The organism is Bradyrhizobium sp. Ken01 (assembly GCF_055807355.1).
Map to the genome: position 1 here is coordinate 71,090 of NZ_JBVVPC010000004.1, position 16,135 is coordinate 87,224.

The 16,135-nt window shown below is 64.4% G+C and carries 12 protein-coding genes; 4 read left to right on the forward strand and 8 right to left on the reverse strand.

Annotation, left to right across the window (positions count from 1 at the left end; all coding sequences use genetic code 11):
* Nucleotides 1-140 precede the first annotated feature (140 nt).
* Genes AC0L3S_RS05925 through AC0L3S_RS05935 form a run of 3 tightly spaced genes read left to right on the forward strand, consistent with a single transcriptional unit; the run spans nucleotide 141 to nucleotide 3,364 of the window.
* Nucleotides 141-623: a MarR family winged helix-turn-helix transcriptional regulator gene (locus AC0L3S_RS05925; protein WP_473278412.1), complete on the forward strand. Its 483-nt coding sequence runs from the start codon at nucleotides 141-143 to the stop codon at nucleotides 621-623.
* Complete coding sequence (locus AC0L3S_RS05930; RefSeq protein WP_473278413.1) at nucleotides 616-1,791, forward strand: HlyD family secretion protein; 1,176 nt, start codon at nucleotides 616-618, stop codon at nucleotides 1,789-1,791. The genes AC0L3S_RS05925 and AC0L3S_RS05930 overlap by 8 nt, the downstream gene beginning before the upstream one ends.
* A 16-nt stretch (nucleotides 1,792-1,807) precedes the next feature.
* Nucleotides 1,808-3,364 carry an MDR family MFS transporter gene (locus AC0L3S_RS05935; RefSeq protein WP_007598138.1) on the forward strand — a complete coding sequence of 519 codons (1,557 nt, stop codon included), beginning with the start codon at nucleotides 1,808-1,810 and terminating at the stop codon, nucleotides 3,362-3,364.
* 162 nt (nucleotides 3,365-3,526) lie between these two features.
* Here AC0L3S_RS05935 and AC0L3S_RS05940 read toward each other — a convergent pair whose 3' ends face one another.
* From AC0L3S_RS05940 to pcaF, 6 genes are all read right to left on the reverse strand, one after another.
* Complete coding sequence (locus AC0L3S_RS05940) at nucleotides 3,527-4,615, reverse strand: phosphotransferase (protein WP_473278534.1); 1,089 nt, start codon at nucleotides 4,613-4,615, stop codon at nucleotides 3,527-3,529.
* A 48-nt stretch (nucleotides 4,616-4,663) separates the two neighbouring features.
* A complete protein-coding gene (locus tag AC0L3S_RS05945; RefSeq protein WP_473278414.1) occupies nucleotides 4,664-6,355 on the reverse strand; it encodes a methyl-accepting chemotaxis protein in 1,692 nt (563 codons plus the stop codon).
* Between the two features lie 206 nt (nucleotides 6,356-6,561).
* Complete coding sequence (pcaG, locus tag AC0L3S_RS05950; RefSeq protein WP_473278415.1) at nucleotides 6,562-7,152, reverse strand: protocatechuate 3,4-dioxygenase subunit alpha; 591 nt, start codon at nucleotides 7,150-7,152, stop codon at nucleotides 6,562-6,564.
* Nucleotides 7,153-7,854, reverse strand: coding sequence for a protocatechuate 3,4-dioxygenase subunit beta (gene pcaH / locus AC0L3S_RS05955; RefSeq protein WP_473262226.1), 702 nt, complete (start codon nucleotides 7,852-7,854; stop codon nucleotides 7,153-7,155).
* A 91-nt stretch (nucleotides 7,855-7,945) separates the two neighbouring features.
* Nucleotides 7,946-8,839 carry a dioxygenase family protein gene (locus AC0L3S_RS05960; protein ID WP_473278416.1) on the reverse strand — a complete coding sequence of 298 codons (894 nt, stop codon included), beginning with the start codon at nucleotides 8,837-8,839 and terminating at the stop codon, nucleotides 7,946-7,948.
* Nucleotides 8,840-8,991: 152 nt separating this feature from the next.
* Nucleotides 8,992-10,200, reverse strand: coding sequence for a 3-oxoadipyl-CoA thiolase (gene pcaF / locus AC0L3S_RS05965; protein ID WP_473278417.1), 1,209 nt, complete (start codon nucleotides 10,198-10,200; stop codon nucleotides 8,992-8,994).
* A 216-nt stretch (nucleotides 10,201-10,416) separates the two neighbouring features.
* Between pcaF and mutS the strand changes: the two genes are divergently transcribed.
* Nucleotides 10,417-13,155 (forward strand): DNA mismatch repair protein MutS, encoded by a 2,739-nt coding sequence (gene mutS, locus AC0L3S_RS05970; protein WP_473278418.1) that lies wholly within the window; start codon nucleotides 10,417-10,419, stop codon nucleotides 13,153-13,155.
* A 103-nt stretch (nucleotides 13,156-13,258) separates the two neighbouring features.
* Here the strand turns inward: mutS and AC0L3S_RS05975 are convergent, their stop codons facing one another.
* Entirely contained in the window at nucleotides 13,259-14,935 is a 1,677-nt protein-coding gene (locus AC0L3S_RS05975; RefSeq protein ID WP_473278419.1) for a methyl-accepting chemotaxis protein, read from the reverse strand.
* Nucleotides 14,936-15,292: 357 nt separating this feature from the next.
* Nucleotides 15,293-16,096: a hypothetical protein gene (locus AC0L3S_RS05980; RefSeq protein ID WP_473278420.1), complete on the reverse strand. Its 804-nt coding sequence runs from the start codon at nucleotides 16,094-16,096 to the stop codon at nucleotides 15,293-15,295.
* Nucleotides 16,097-16,135 lie beyond the last annotated feature (39 nt).

The window sequence follows — 16,135 nt, forward strand, 5'->3', positions numbered from 1 at the left end:
ATTTCGACAGGGGAACCCAAAGCAGGACCGGCGATGCGCCCATCAGCCATGCTCGGCCTGCGGGACAGCGTCCCGCAAACCCGCCGTGAAATAATCATAAGCTTGCTTATTATATTCCAAGCTTATTGGAGACCAAGCTCATGAGCCCAGGGCCCGTGGACCAGAATTTCCTGTTTACGCTCGCCGAGCTCTATCGCCTGCTCCGGGTCTATGCCGACAAGGAAGCCTCGCGCTTCGGCATCACCCGCGCGCAATGGGCGGTGCTCGCCAAGGTCGAGCGCAGCGAAGGCATGAAGCAGTCGGAGCTCGCCGACCTTCTCGAGGTGCAGCCGATCACGCTGACGCGCCTGATCGACAAACTCTGCGACAGCGACTGGATCGAGCGACGCAACGATCCTTCGGATCGCCGCGTCAAGCGGCTGTACCTGAAGAAGGCCGGGCGGCAGTTGCTCGGGCGGATGAGCGGGCTGAAGTCCGAGCTCACGGCCAACGCACTCGACGGCATCACGCCGGCGGACGCCCATCGCCTCCTCACCCAACTCGAAACAATCAAGGAAAACGTGCGGTCCGCGATCCAGACCAGCGGAGCGGAACAAGCGCGTAAGGAGCAGCGCTATGGCTGATCAGGTTCTCAAATTCCAGCCCGAGCAGAAGAGCGACAGCGGCAAGCCCACCAAGAAAGCCGGCACCAATCCGCGCCGCCGCCTGGTGGCGGGCCTGCGCCGTTATCGCCGCCTCCTGCTCCTGGTCGTGCTGCCGGTCGTCGTCGCGGTTGCCGGCTTCACCTTCTATCTCAATGGCGGCCGTTACGTCGGCACCGACGACGCCTATGTCGGCGCCCAGAAGGTGCTGGTGACGCCCGATATCTCCGGCAAAATCCAGAAGGTCGTCGTCAAGGAGGGCCAGATCGTCAAGCACGGTGACGAGCTGTTCGAGATCGACCCCGCTCCGTTCCGTCATGCGCTGGAAGAAGCCAAAGCGCAACTCGCCCAAGCCCGCATCACCTATGACAATCTCGTTGCCAACATCAAGATCTACGGCGACATGCTCAATCTCGCCCAGCAGGGCGTCGATCTGAAGCAGCGCGACGTCGAGCGCAAGCAGGCGCTGGTAAAGAACAATTACGGCTCGCAGCTCGATCTCGACAACGCGTCGAATGCACTGGTGACCGCCGGCGCGCAGGCGCAATACATCAAGCAGCAGCTCTCCAATGCAAAGACCCAATTGCTCGGCAATCCCGAGTTGCCGCTGGAGCAATTCCCCGCCTACGCGCAAGCCAAAGCCAAGCTGGACGATGCCCAGCGCAACCTCGACCACACCGTGCTCCGCGCGCCGATGGATGGCGTGGCAACCCAGGTCGAGCAGATCCAGCTCGGCCGCTACGTCGCTGCCGGCACGCCGGTGTTTTCCATCATCGACGTCGCCCATCCCTGGGTCGACGCCAATCCGAAGGAGAGCGACCTCACCTACGTCACCGAAGGACAGCCGGTCACGCTCGAGGTCGACGCATTCCCGAACCATCTCTTCAAGGGCAAGATCGGCTCGCTCTCGCCCGGCACCGGCGCGCAATTCGCGATCCTGCCGCCGCAGAACGCCAGCGGCAATTTCGTCAAGGTGGTGCAACGCGTGCCGATCCGGATCTATTTCGACGAGACCGACAAATACGTGCGCAAGCTGAAGGCCGGCATGAGCGTTTACGCCACCATCGACACCGGCCACCGGCGCTCGCTCGCCGGCCTGCTCGGCCTGTCGGCGACCGCGAGCCAAGACAAAGATTCGGACAAAGACTGAGACAGGGACTGATCCGATGTCCGGCCCCAATGCCCATTTGATGGTTCCCGGCCTGCGCCGGAACATGGTGACGATCTGCGCCATGACGGCAACCATCATGCAGGCGCTGGACACCACCATCGCCAACGTCGCCCTGCCCTACATGCAGGGCACTCTGTCGGCCTCGCAGGACCAGATCAACTGGGTGCTGACCTCCTACATCGTCGCCGCCGCGATCATGACGGCACCGGTGGGCTGGATCGCCAACCGCTTCGGCCGCAAGCGCATCTTCATCATCTGCTCGGCCGGCTTCACCATGGCATCGGTGCTGTGCGGGCTTGCGCAGGACATCAACCAGATGGTGCTGTTTCGCCTGCTGCAGGGCGTGTTCGGCGCGGCCCTGGTGCCGTTGTCGCAATCGGTGATGCTCGACTATTACACGCTCCAGGAACGCGCCAAGGCGATGTCGATCTGGGGCATGGGCGTGATGATGGGACCGATCATGGGTCCCTCGCTCGGCGCCTGGCTGACCGAGACTTATTCCTGGCACTGGGTGTTCTTCGTTAATCTGCCGTTCGGCGCCATTACCGTGATCGGGCTGATCATCTTCATGGACGAGACCCGGAAGGATCTCAGTCTCAAGTTCGATTGGTTCGGCTTCGCGGCGCTGGCGGTCGCAATCGGCTCGCTTCAGCTCGCGCTCGACCGCGGCGAGCAATTGGGCTGGCTCGAATCGGGTGAGATCCTTGCGGAGTTCATCGTCTCGGCCGTCGCCTTCTATTTCTTCATTGCGCACTCCTTCACGACCTCGACGCCGTTCATCCGCTTCGCGCTCTTCAGGGATCGCAACTTCGTCACCGGCTGCATGTTCATGGTCGTGATGGGGCTCGTGCTGTTCTCGACCATGGCGCTGGCCTCGCCCTACATGCAGAACGTGATCGGCTATCCCATCATCACCGCGGGCCTGCTGCTGGCGAGCCGTGGATTCGGCACTTTCTTCGCCATGATGCTGGTCGGCCGCATGATGCGTTATGTAGAGGCCCGCACGCTGATCATCACGGGCCTGACGCTGACCGCGGGCTCGCTGTTCCAGATGACCGGCTGGACCGATTTGACCCAGGTGCCGGAGATCGTGACCGTCAGCGTCATCCAGGGCTTCGGCTTCGGCCTCGTCTTCGTGCCGCTATCGACGGTGGCGTTCCTGACCTTGTCGAACGAGCTGCGCACCGACGGCACCGCGATGCTGACCCTGATGCGTAACGTCGCGAGCTCGGTCGGCATTTCCGTCGTCATCGCCCAGCTGACGCAGGGCACGCGGCGGACCTACGCGATCCTGTCCGAGCACATCAACCCGTTCAACCACGCGCTCCAGATGCCCAGCGTCAGCGGCATGATCAATCTCTCCACCGACGCCGGCCGTGCCATGGCCGATCGCATGGTCAGCGTGCAGGCGCAGATCATCGCCTTCGCGCACGACTACCAGCTGGTGATGTTCTTCATCCTCTGCACCATCCCGCTCGCCCTGCTGATCGGCTCGACCAAGGCCACCCTGCGCAAGCAGGCGGCCGGGCCGGAGCACGCGGTGATGGAGTAACGCCGTCGTCCCGGCGAAGGCCGGGACCCATTACCACAGAGCGCAGTTTGACGAAGACCGGGAATGATCTTCGTTCGGGACGAACATCGTTCGAGACCGATAGACCTCGCGGTATGGGTCCCGGCCTTCGCCGGGACGACAGCGGTTTTGTGGCGCGAGCAGTTACAAAAGCTCCTCGCAGCCCAGATCCTCGACCGCCATCATCACACGCTCCAGATTATTCCACCAGATCAACGGCGGGAGGTTGATGCTCCATTGCCAGACCGGCCTCGTGATGTGCCAAAGCACAGACAGGCGATAGTCCTGGTCGAGCGCACCGCGCGTGTAGCCGCTGACACCGCTGGCGATCAGCGTCTCGTGATAGAGGTTGAGCAGCGGCCGCTCGAGCATCTGCCTGCGGTCCGGATACCACTGCATCGCCATCATGTAGGCGAGGTCACTCGTAGGCACGTTGATGCGCCACTGGTCGAAATCGAAGATGCGCGCGGTATCCGCGACGCCGGGGCGCGGCAGCAGGAAATTCCAGATATGGGCATCACCATGGGCAATGCTGATGTGACGTCGCGAATGATAGCGCTGGGATAGCCGGGCCGAGTGCTCGATCAGGCGGCGGTAGAGGATGCGGCGCTCTTCGCCGAGGCGGTCGCCGAGCAGATCGGCAAAACGATCGTAATGGCCGGCGAAGGTCTCCATGTGCTGCATGCGGTCCTCGGGGCTCGCCCAAGTGCCGACGGTATCACCCAGACCAGGATGGTCCCACCACGCCGCATGCCAGCGTGCCAGCGTCGTGACGATCGCCACCGCCTGCTCACGCGACGGCGGCAGCGGCCATTTGGTCGCGATCTCGTGGCTGTCGGTGAGATCCTCGAGCAGCAGGTGCCAATCGAGGCTCTCCTCGTCGAAACTCCCGTCGAAGCAGCGCGGCGCGAGCCCCTGCGGCATGCTTGGCCCAAGCTGCGTGTAGAAAGCCACTTCCTGTCGACCAGCATCTGCAAGCGTCTTGGCGAAGTCGGAATTGGCAGTCTTCAGGATCAGCGATTGCGGCGCACCGGCGGATTCCCCGACATAGCGCAGGCCGAGGCGAACGATCTGTGACACGACGGTCTCGCGCTGGTGCAGGACCTTCACCTCGCGCACTGCGCCAGCGTCCAGTACGCCACCCCTGCGTAGTGCAGCCGTCAGTCGGGCGGGCTCAACGACCGCCGGCAATGGTGGAGGTGTCATAACCCCGATGCCCCTGTCCCGCGCTATACTGCACGATAACGCCCCATGCACCCAGCGGCCGACCTGATGCCGGGCTCACGCCGCCGCTGTCGCATCGCGCACCGTCCGGACCACGACCGACCGGAGCTGTTCGAGATTGGCCGCCATGCCGGCGATCGCCTGTCTGACCTCCGCGGCGCGCTCGTTCACGGAGGCGGCGTCGCGGCTGACATCACCGATCTTGGCCGAGACCTCCTTGGCCGCGGAAGCCGATTCGGAGATCGACCGCGTGATCTCTCGCGTCGCGGCGTCCTGCTCTTCCATCGCGGCGGCAACCGAGGTGGCGACGCCGTCGATCTCGACGATGTGGCCTCCCATGGTTTCGACGGCGTCGACCGCGGCCTGCGTCGAGGCCTGAATCTCGGCAATCAGCCGCGCGATCTCCTCGGTGGATTTGGCGGTCTGGTCGGACAGGGATTTCACTTCGGCGGCGACCACCGCGAAGCCACGGCCGGCCTCCCCGGCGCGCGCCGCCTCGATCGTGGCGTTGAGTGCCAGCAGATTGGTCTGGCCGGCGATGCCGCCGATGAGGTCGGAGACCTCGGCGATCTTCTTCACTGATCCGGCCAGCGTCTGGATGGTCGAGCGCGCCTGTTCCCGACCGGCGACCGCTGATTTTGTAACCGTGCTGGTCCGCGCGACCTGTGTTGCGATCTCGCGGATCGAAGCACTGAGTTCTTCAGCTGCGGCCGAGACGGTCTGCGAGCTGCCGAGGGCCTGGGTGGAGGCGGCTGCGACCGCCTGCGACTGTGTCGAGAGCGACTTTGCGATCTCGGACAGACTGGAGGCGGCACGCTCCACGCCTTGCGTCGCCGCGCTCGCGGTGTCGACCGAGCGGCCGGTCTCGCGCTCGACGGTTTCGGCCATCTGGTGCAGGGCCCCGCGCTTGGCGAGCGCCGCCTCCTGCTCCTTCTGCAACTGCTCCTCGCGCAGGCGGGAATTCTCGACCGCCGCCTGCTTGAACACCAGGAGCGCGCCCGCCATCGAGCCGACCTCGTCCCGCCGGTGCGCGAAAGGAATGTCGGCGGCGAGATCGCCGGTCGCGAGCTTTTGCATCGCGCCGGTCATGCGCACGATCGGACGCATCACGCCGAGCGCGACGCCGAGCAGGCCCGCCGCAATGAAGGCGAGGACGGCGGCGGAGACGCCGAGGAGGATATAAAGCATGGAGCTGTCGCGGTCCGCGGCGAGCTTCTCCATGTCGGCATTCTGCTTGTTGGCGCTCTCGACGATGCTGTCGATGACGGCGCGGTGCGCGGTGTAGGCGTCCTTGAGCTGCGCGTAGGCGCGCTCGGAGGCGGCCGTGTCCTTGGCCTTGAGCGCGGGGAGGAGCTGGTCGGACAACAGCTTCCAGAACTTCTGCACCTCGGCGTCCGATTTCGACACCAGGGCCGTCTTCAGGTCGGCCGAGAGGCTGGAGGTGACCCAGAATGCCTTGCGCTCGTCGTAGTCCTTGCGGAGCTGGACCAGGCGCTCGCCATGGGCCGCCAACTGGTCAGGCTCGCGCATGGCGAGCGTGGCCTCGAGATAGGCCTCGATCACATATTCCGGCGGCGGCAGGATGTCGGCGATGAGGTCATTGCCCAGCTTGATGTCGGAATAGAGCGGACCGCCGACCTTGAGCTCTTTCAAGGCGTAAAGGCTGGTGGAGACCACGGCGGTGAAACCGATCGCCAGAACGATGCCGAAAGCAATGATTGCCGAAGAAAGTGAAAGGCGAATTTTCATGGAACAATCCAATGGGCCGCGCCGAATCCCACGGACCCTAGAGGATTACGGTAAACACGGGATTGCATCGCGCGGAAATTGCATCGCGCGAACTCCGAAAAAATACGGGAAACGGCGTCAGGTGAACGGTTTTGGGCAGCGAAATCAGGCCCGTCCTCCGCTGTCGTCCCGGATCGGCGCTCGGCCTGCCCGGGACGACGCTGGATTCACACGTCGAAAAACACCGTTTCGTTGTCGCCCTGAAGCCGCAGGTCGAGCCGGTAAACCGGCTTGCCGGCCTCGCGCACGGCGGTCAGCGTAGCGCGGCGGTCGGCCGGCACCACCGCCAGCACGGGATCGGCGGCATTGCCGGCCTCGTCGTTGAAATAGATGCGGGTGTAGAGATGTCGCAGCATGCCGCGGCCAAACACCGCAAGCAGGATATGCGGCGCCTGCGGCTTGCCGTCGGGATCGGGCACCGCGCCCGGCTTGATGGTTTCAAAGGAATAATTGCCGTCCTTGTCGGTGCCGCAGCGGGCAAAGCCACGGAAGCTCGCATTCGGCAGCGCGCGCTTGTCCTGCGGATCGGCGAAGCGCCCCTGCGCATCGGCCTGCCAGATCTCCAGCATGACATCGGGCACAACGACGCCATCGCCGTCGAACACGCGGCCCTCGATCCGGACACGATCGCCGGTGACGTCGGGCGTCAGGGTCGAGTTGCTGAACGCATCGTTCCAGGCATACTCGCCGGTCGGCGTCAGGCCGTATTTGAAGAACGGGCCGACGGTCTGCGACGGCGTGATCCCATTGTCCTGCACTTAATGGTTCTCCATAGGGGTGGCGTTCTTGCCGCGCAGCACGATGTCAAAGCGATAACACAGCGCCCATTCGGGCTGGGTGTTCTCGAGATCGAACGACGACACCATCCGCGCCCGCGCCTTCTCGTCCGGTACCGAATTGAAGATCGGATCGAACGGGAATAGCGGATCGGCCGGGAAGTACATCTGCGTCACGAGACGCGTGACAAAGGAATGGCCGAACACCGAGAGATGGATGTGGGCGGGACGCCAGGCGTTGTGATGGTTGCCCCAGGGATAGGCGCCAGGCTTGATCGTGACAAAGCGATAGTAACCGGAGGCGTCGCTCACGGTGCGGCCGGCGCCCGTAAAGTTCGGATCCAGCGGCGCCGGATGCTGGTCGCGGACGTGAACGTAACGGCCGCAGGAATTGGCCTGCCAGATCTCGACCAGCGAACTCGGCACGCCGCGGCCGTCCTCGTCGCGCACATGGCCGTGCACGATGATGCGTTCGCCGAGCGGCTCGCCGGTGTGCTGAGTGGTGAGGTCATTGTCGCCCTCGCGCACGGTCTCGTGGCCATAGACCGGGCCGGTCAGCTCCGAGAGCGTATGGCGCATCGGGATCAAGGGCTTGTTCGGCGCCCGCTTGATCGAGCTCTTGTACTCGGGCGACAGCGGCAGCGGATGCGCCGCGTTGCTGCCGACGGGATAGATGAATGTCATTGGCGAACTCCTCCCCGGCCTGTTTCCGACCGGTCAACGCTTCCGCCAATCATTATAGGATATAACTAATTGGGGGAAGCGGCTTTGGGCCCTATTTGATCGGCGGACGCGGCAGGACGGCCTCGCCGGCTTCGAGCCGGTAGACATGATCGAGCGAATACCAGGGCGTCGCGACGTCGCGCTCGGTCGGATGTGGCGTGTCATGGCGCTGGAACTTGCCGACCAGCGCCTTGGTCACGCCGAACTGCACGTCGCTGTCGATATGCGGATCGGCGGGGTCGTAGACCTGCGAGATCAACACCTTGAATCCGAGCTTGAAGACCAGGGCGTGCAGGTGCGCGGGACGATAGGGATGCCGGCTCTGCGCCTTCAGGAGACGGCCGACCACGCCGTCGGTCGGAATGGGATAGCCGACCATCATGACGGAGCGGAAAGAGAAGGCTCCGTCCTGGTCGGTCGTGAACTTGCCGCGCAGGTTCATGTCGGCCTGCTCGGGGTCCTGGTTTTCATAGAGACCAACCGGCGACGCGTGCCAGACGTCGACCTCGGCGCCCGCAACGGGACGGCCGTCCTTGTCCACGACGCGGCCGTGGACGAACAGCGGCGCGCCCGGCGTCTCGGAGCGGACGATCGATCCGCCATTTTCCACCCGCGGCGAGTTCAGCCGCCAGAACGGTCCGAGCAGCGACTGGTCGGTTTCGGTATTGCCCTGATCGCCATTGTTGAGCAGGCACACCAGCGGCGAGACACCGAGCGAGCCTGCCATCAGCACGACCTCGTTATGCGTGTCGGTCGAGAGCTTGCCGAGCTCGGCGATCACAGCCGTGGCGTCGCGGAATTCCTTTTCGGTCAGGCGAACGTCGCGGACAAAGCCGTGCAGATGCTTGACCAGGGAGACCATGATCTGGCGCAGCCGCGGATCTGACGTCCGCTCCATCACCGCCAATGCCGCGGCCGTGACGTCCTGCTCGCTCGCGATGATCATGGGATGCTCCCCTCACCTTGCGTCATGGCCGGGCTTGTCCCGGCCATCCACGACCTTCTTCTCGCGGCACAAGAACGTGGATGCCCGGGACAAGCCCGGGCATGACGAGTCTGGGCACCCGGTTCCGGGATGACGGCACGCTTCGCGTCCCGTCAGTTCAGCTTCTCGATCGCGACCGCAACGCCCTGACCGACGCCGACGCACATGGTGGCGAGCGCCAGCTTGCCGCCGCGCTTTTCCATGCCGTGCACCGCGGTGAGCGCGAGGCGCGCGCCGCTCATGCCGAGGGGATGACCGAGTGCGATGGCGCCGCCATGCGGATTGACGAAATCGGCATCGTCCGCAACGCCGAGCTGGCGCATGCAGGCGATACCCTGCGAGGCAAAGGCTTCGTTGAGCTCGATCAGGTCGAAATCGCTGATTTTCTTACCGAGACGTTCCATCAGCTTGCGGGTGGCCGGCACAGGTCCAATGCCCATGATGCGCGGCGGCACGCCGGCCGAAGCGAGGCCGAGGATGCGCGCACGCGGCGTCAGGCCGTGCTTCTTCACGGCAGCCTCGGACGCCAGGATCATCGCGGCGGCGCCGTCATTGACGCCGGAGGCGTTGCCGGCGGTCACCGTGCCGGGATTGCGCACGATCGGCCTGAGCTTCGTCAGAGCTTCGAGCGTTGTCTCGGGGCGCGGGTGCTCGTCCTTGTCGACGGTAACAGGGCCGGCCTTGCCGCCGGGAATGGTGATCGGGGTGATTTCCTCGGCGAAATAGCCGGCCGCGATCGCGGCGCCCGCGCGCTGCTGCGAACGGATCGCGAAGGCGTCCTGATCGGCGCGCGAGACCTGGAATTCCTCGGCGACGTTCTCGCCGGTCTCGGGCATCGCGTCGACGCCATACTGTGCCTTCAGCAGCGGATTGATAAAGCGCCAGCCGATCGTGGTGTCGAAGATCTCGGCCGAGCGCGAGAAAGCTTCCTGCGCCTTGCCCATCACGAAGGGCGCGCGCGTCATGGATTCGACGCCGCCGGCAATCGCAAGCTCGATCTCGCCGGAGCGGATGGCGCGGCCGGCGGCACCGACCGCATCGAGACCGGAGGCACAGAGCCGGTTCAGGGTCTGGCCCGGAACCGAATCCGGCAGGCCCGCAAGCAGGAGCGCCATGCGTGCCACGTTGCGGTTGTCCTCGCCGGCCTGGTTGGCACAGCCGAAGAAGACCTCGTCAACCTGTGCCCAATCGAGATTGGGGTGCCTGGCCATCAGCGCCTTGATCGGGGCCGCCGCAAGGTCGTCGGCACGCACCTTGGCGAGCGAGCCGCCAAAACGGCCGATCGGGGTCCGCACGGCATCGCAGATAAAGACGTCACGCATCGTTGTTCTCCCTGAATGCCGCGATCCGGCCTAAATTCTTCAATGTCGACGGAGTTTTAGGAGGGCGCCCGCGGCAGGTCAATTGACCGATACGCGCGTGTTCCAAGGGGTGCGCACGCGAGTTGCGCATGCCGCGGTGCGGACAACGTGGAAAACCTCCCCTCCCCGCCCAAAGCGATAGGAGCGCGGGGTGAAATTTTGTAGGTTGCGCCGCCCATGACAATGCAACAACCGATCCCTGTCCTGCCCCCCGACGATACGCCCGCGCCGCAGGCGGAAGCTGCCGCGCGCGTCACCCCGATGATGGAACAGTACCTTGAAATCAAGGCGGCACATCAGGGGCTCCTGCTGTTCTACCGGATGGGCGACTTTTACGAGCTGTTCTTCGAGGACGCCGAGATCGCCTCCAGGACACTCGGCATCGTCCTGACCAAGCGCGGCAAGCATCAGGGCGCCGATATCCCGATGTGCGGCGTGCCGGTCGAGCGCTCCGAGGATTATCTGCACCGGCTGATCACTGCCGGCCACCGGGTCGCGGTGTGCGAGCAGACCGAGGATCCCGCCGCTGCCAGGGCGCGCGGCAACAAGAGCGTCGTCCGCCGCGGCGTGGTGCGCCTGGTGACGCCGGGCACGCTGACCGAGGACACGCTGCTCGACGCGCGCGCCAACAATTACCTGCTGGCGCTCGCGCGCGCGCGCTCATCGGCGGGCGGTGACCGCTTTGGCCTCGCCTGGATCGACATCTCGACCGCCGAATTCACGGTGACGGAATGTTCGGGCGGCGAACTCGCCGCCACGCTCGCCCGTATCAATCCGAACGAGGTGATCGTCACCGACGCGCTCTATAACGATAGCGAGCTCGGACGGACCCTGCGCGAGCTGCCGGCGGTGACGCCGCTGACCCGCGACGTCTTCGACGGCGCCACCGCCGAGAAGCGGCTGTGCGACTATTTTGCCGTCGCGACCATGGACGGCCTGTCCCAGCTGACGCGGCTGGAAGCCACTGCTGCCGCCGCTGCCGTCACCTATGTTGACCGCACCCAGGTCGGCAAGCATCCGCCACTGTCGCCGCCTGCGCGCGAAGCCTCGGGTGCGACCATGGCGATCGATCCGGCGACGCGCGCCAATCTCGAACTGACGCGGACGCTGGCCGGAGAACGCCGCGGCTCGCTGCTTGATGCGATCGACTGCACGGTGACCTCGGCCGGCTCGCGCCTGCTGGCGCAGCGGCTTGCCGCGCCGCTAACCGATGCGGCGGCGATTGCGCGGCGGCTTGACGCCATCGGCAGCTTCGTTGCCGACTCGGCCGCGCGCGAGGACATCCGCAGCATCCTGCGCGGCGCTCCGGACATGTCGCGGGCGCTGGCCCGTATATCCGTCGGCCGCGGCGGGCCGCGCGACCTCGCCGGCCTGCGCGACGGTATCATCGCCGCCGACCAGGTGCTGACGCGGCTTGACGAACTCGACCAGCCGCCGCAGGAAATCGCCGTGGTGATGGCGGCGCTGCAAAGGCCATCGCGCGAGCTCGCGGCGGAATTTGCCAGGGCGCTCGACGACCAACTGCCGCTGATCAAGCGCGACGGTGGGTTCGTTCGCCAGGGCTATGAGCCTGCGCTGGACGAAACGCGAAACCTCCGCGACGCCTCGCGCCTGGTGGTGGCCTCGATGCAGGCGCGCTACGCCGACAGCACGGGTGTGAAGGGTCTCAAGATTCGGCACAACAACGTGCTCGGCTATTTCGTCGAAGTCACCGCGCAGCACGGCGACAAGCTGATGTCGGCGCCGCTGAACGCGACTTTCATCCACCGCCAGACGCTGGCCGGCCAGGTCCGCTTCACCACCTCGGAGCTCGGAGAGATCGAAGCCAAGATCGCCAATGCCGGCGACCGCGCACTCGGGCTCGAGCTCGAGATTTTCGAGCGGCTCTGCGCCAAGGCGTTAGCAATCAGCGAGGAGCTGCGCGCCGCCGCCCACGCCTTTGCGCTGCTCGACGTCGCGACGTCGCTTGCCAAGCTGGCGATCGACGAGAACTATGTGCGGCCCGAGGTGGACTCGTCTCTCGGCTTTGCCATCGAGGCCGGTCGCCATCCCGTCGTCGAGCAGGCCTTGAAGCGCAATGGCGAGCCGTTCATCGCCAATGCCTGCGACCTTTCGCCAGGCCCGGCGCAAAAATCCGGCCAGCTCTGGTTGCTGACCGGTCCGAACATGGCCGGTAAATCGACTTTCCTGCGCCAGAACGCGCTGATTGCTCTTCTTGCTCAAATCGGAAGTTTCGTGCCGGCGACACGCGCGCGGATCGGCATCATCGACCGCCTGTTCTCGCGTGTCGGCGCTGCCGACGATCTCGCCCGCGGTCGTTCCACCTTCATGGTCGAGATGGTCGAGACGGCTGCGATCCTGAACCAGGCCAGCGAGCGCGCGCTCGTGATCCTCGATGAAATCGGCCGCGGCACCGCGACCTTCGACGGCCTCTCGATCGCCTGGGCCGCGATCGAGCATCTGCACGAGAGCAATCGTTGCCGCACGCTGTTCGCGACGCATTATCACGAGCTGACGGCGCTCTCCGCAAAACTGCCGCGGATGTTCAACGCGACCGTGCGGGTGAAGGAATGGCAGGGCAACGTCGTGTTCCTGCACGAGGTGTTGCCGGGTTCGGCCGATCGCTCCTACGGCATCCAGGTCGCCAAGCTCGCGGGCCTGCCGCCGGCCGTGATCACGCGCGCGAAATCGGTACTGGCGAAGCTGGAAGCCCAGGACCGCGGTCAGACCGCGCGCGCGCTCGCCGACGATCTGCCGCTGTTCGCGGTGCCCTCGCGCGCCGCCGCAGAAGCCGCCCCGCCGAGCGAGGCCGAACTGCTGATGGACGCGGTGAAGGCGCTGCATCCGGACGAGATGTCACCACGCGAAGCGCTCGATGCGCTGTATGCCTTGAAGGCCAAGCTGCCGAACCAGTGACGGTGCCGCAGGGTGGATTAGGCGAAGGCGTAACCCACCACCTTTGTCACCGGGCCAGAAATGGTGGGTTACGCTGCGGTAATCCACCCTACGCTTCTGACCGCTATGCCCTCGCCGAGATCGCCGCGGCTTCCGCTGCGGCGCGCTGCATGCTGGTCGACATCTCGTTGGTCACGGTGCTCTGCTCTTCGATTGCCGCGGCCGTCGACGTCACATATTCGCTGACGTTGCTGATAGCCGTCTTGATCGAAGCCAGGGCGGTGACGACGTCTCCGGAGATGCCGTTGAGGCTGCCGATCTCCGCGCCGATCTTGTCAGTGGCCTGCTTGGCCTGGTTGGCGAGGCTCTTGACCTCCGAGGCCACCACCGCAAAGCCCCGACCGGCTTCGCCGGCGCGGGCGGATTCGATGGTGGCGTTAAGTGCCAGGAGGTTGATCTGCCCGGTGATGTTGTTGATGAGCTCGACGATCCCGCTCATCGCCAGCGCCGCTTCAGTGAGGCGCTGGGCCTGGGCATCAGCGGACGCGACCTGCTCCACCGCGCTCATCGCGGTCTCGCGCGATTTGGTCATGGCCTCGGAAATCTCCCGCACCGAGGCGTTCAGCTCCTCCGAACCCGCGGCGACCGATTCCATCATGCTGCGGACGCGCTCGTTGCCCATGCGGACCAGCACCTGCTTCGTGACGTCGGTCGCATATTTCACGACCTTGAACGGCTTGCCGTTGAGATCCATGATCGGGTTGTAGGAGGCCTGGATGTAGACCTCCTTGCCACCCTTTCCGATGCGCTTGTATTCGGCCGCCTGGTACTGGCCGCGGTTGAGCGCCGCCCAGAACTCGCGATAGTCATTGCCATCGCGCTCCGAGGGCTCGACGAACATGCTGTGGTGCTTGCCCTTGATCTCCGCCAGCGAATAGCCGAGGGCGCCGAGGAAATTGGAGTTAGCGGTGATGATCGTGCCGTCCATGTTGAACTCGATCACCGCCTGCGCCTTCTCGATCGCCGCAATCTGACCGGCGAGATCGGCACTCTTGAGCTTCTGTTCAGTGACATCGGTCGCGAACTTCACCACCTTGGTGGGCCTGCCCTTCTCGTCGAAAACGGGATTGTATGAGGCTTGGATCCAGACTTCCTTGGCGCCCTTGCCGATCCGCTTGTATTCGGCGGCCTGATATTCGCCGCGGTTGAGCGCAGCCCAGAACTCGCGATAGGCCGGGCTTTCGCGTTCGACAGACGGAACGAACATGCTGTGATGTTTGCCCTGGATCTCGTTCATCGTGTATCCGAGCGTACGCAGGAAATTCTCGTTGGCGGTGAGGACCGTGCCATCCATCGCGAACTCGATGACCGCCTGTGAGCGGTTCGCGGCCGCAACCTGTCCCCCGAAGTCGAGGTTCTGAAGGCGGATCGAAGCATCGGACCATTCCACGACAGTTCCGGCCCGGCTGCCGTCTTCGTTCTTCAGCGGTGTCGCGACGAGGTCGAATTTGTGGCCACCAACCTGGATCATCGCACGATGCACCGCGCTGAGGCTCGCTAGCATCTTGCGCTGATGCTGGGGATTCTTATGAAACACATCGATGTTAGTTCCAACGAGCGTCGCCACGTTGAAGTGGGGCAGCTCTTTCTTGAGGTCGGGCTCAGCCGCGCGCAGCAGGTCTGTCACCGCATCATTCATGTAGACGATGTTCAGGTCGTTGTCGGCCACCATCAGGTTGGCGCTCACGGCCTTGGCAGCCATCATAACCAATGCACCGCTATTCGACTTGCGCTTGAACATGGTCTCTCCAAATTGATCTGGTTGTGCTCGGTGCCATGGACCGATGGCCGAAAAAAAATGGCGTTGAGTGCTAAACTGGACGCCAACGAGTCCAGGTATAGGACGCAAGCTGAAACAAACCGCTAACTAAGCTATCGATAAATGGCACGCGCGAGTGATCGAAGAACGCTCGAAAAAAAACCTGCACCGGGCGCCGACGCATCGGCAGATGAATGATCATTCAATGACTTAGCGGGGCAACGATGCCTGGCAAGGATGAAAAGTCCACTGCAGGCTCAATTGCCGCCACGCGTCAGCCCACCACCGTAGTACTCCGGGTGACCTGCGGCTCGCCTTGAAGTCTGCGCGACGATGTTGTCAGGCCTCGTTGCCTCGAAGCTTCCGCCGGCCCATCCACCACAGCGTCAGATTCCAGGTCACGCAAGTGCCAAGCGCGACAGAGAGTCCGATAGCGGAGCCGAACCACACCACCGCGACGTGCAACACCGCGATCGCCATTCCGAATCCGAGCAGACCCCAGGCCGAATTGGCCAGTACGGCAGCAGTCGGCGGACCGCCGATGCGCGGATGCAGGATCACCATGATGCTGGAGAACACCACGGGATACAGCGCAATGATGCCGCTGATCCGGGGACCGACCCAGCCCGAGGTCGAGACGACGATGGCGACGAGCGTCGCGACCAGCGCAGCCCGCATCGGCACGTCGTACCAGCGCCGCGTCACCAGCGGCATCTTGACGTGGCGATAGCCCGCGAGCAGCGGAATGCAGATGCCGAATGCGATCAGATTGGCGGCGAGCCCGCCGGTGAGCGACCAGTCGAACTGCTTGATGATCGAAGCGAACACGATCCAGACCGCGACCGCGCTTCCGCAACTCACCAGAAGGCTGCGCCGCTGTGCCAGCACCACATAGGTAACGCACATGAAGATCGTCGCGGCATTGACCGGCAAGCTCGACAAAGCGCCCTGCGCGATGAAGGCGGCATCGTGGTCGAGCGCGAGGAAGACGTAGGATGGTCCGGCCGAGACCGGCAAGGTCGCGACCAGCGCGCCGATCACCGGCCCTGAGCGCTCGGTGATGATCGAGGCCGTCACGACGAACGCCGCCGCGACCATCATGCGCAGAACGAGGATGAGGATGAAGTGGAGCTCGGGGGACATTTTTTTCTTTTGTCGTCCCGGGCTTCGCCGAGACGACAC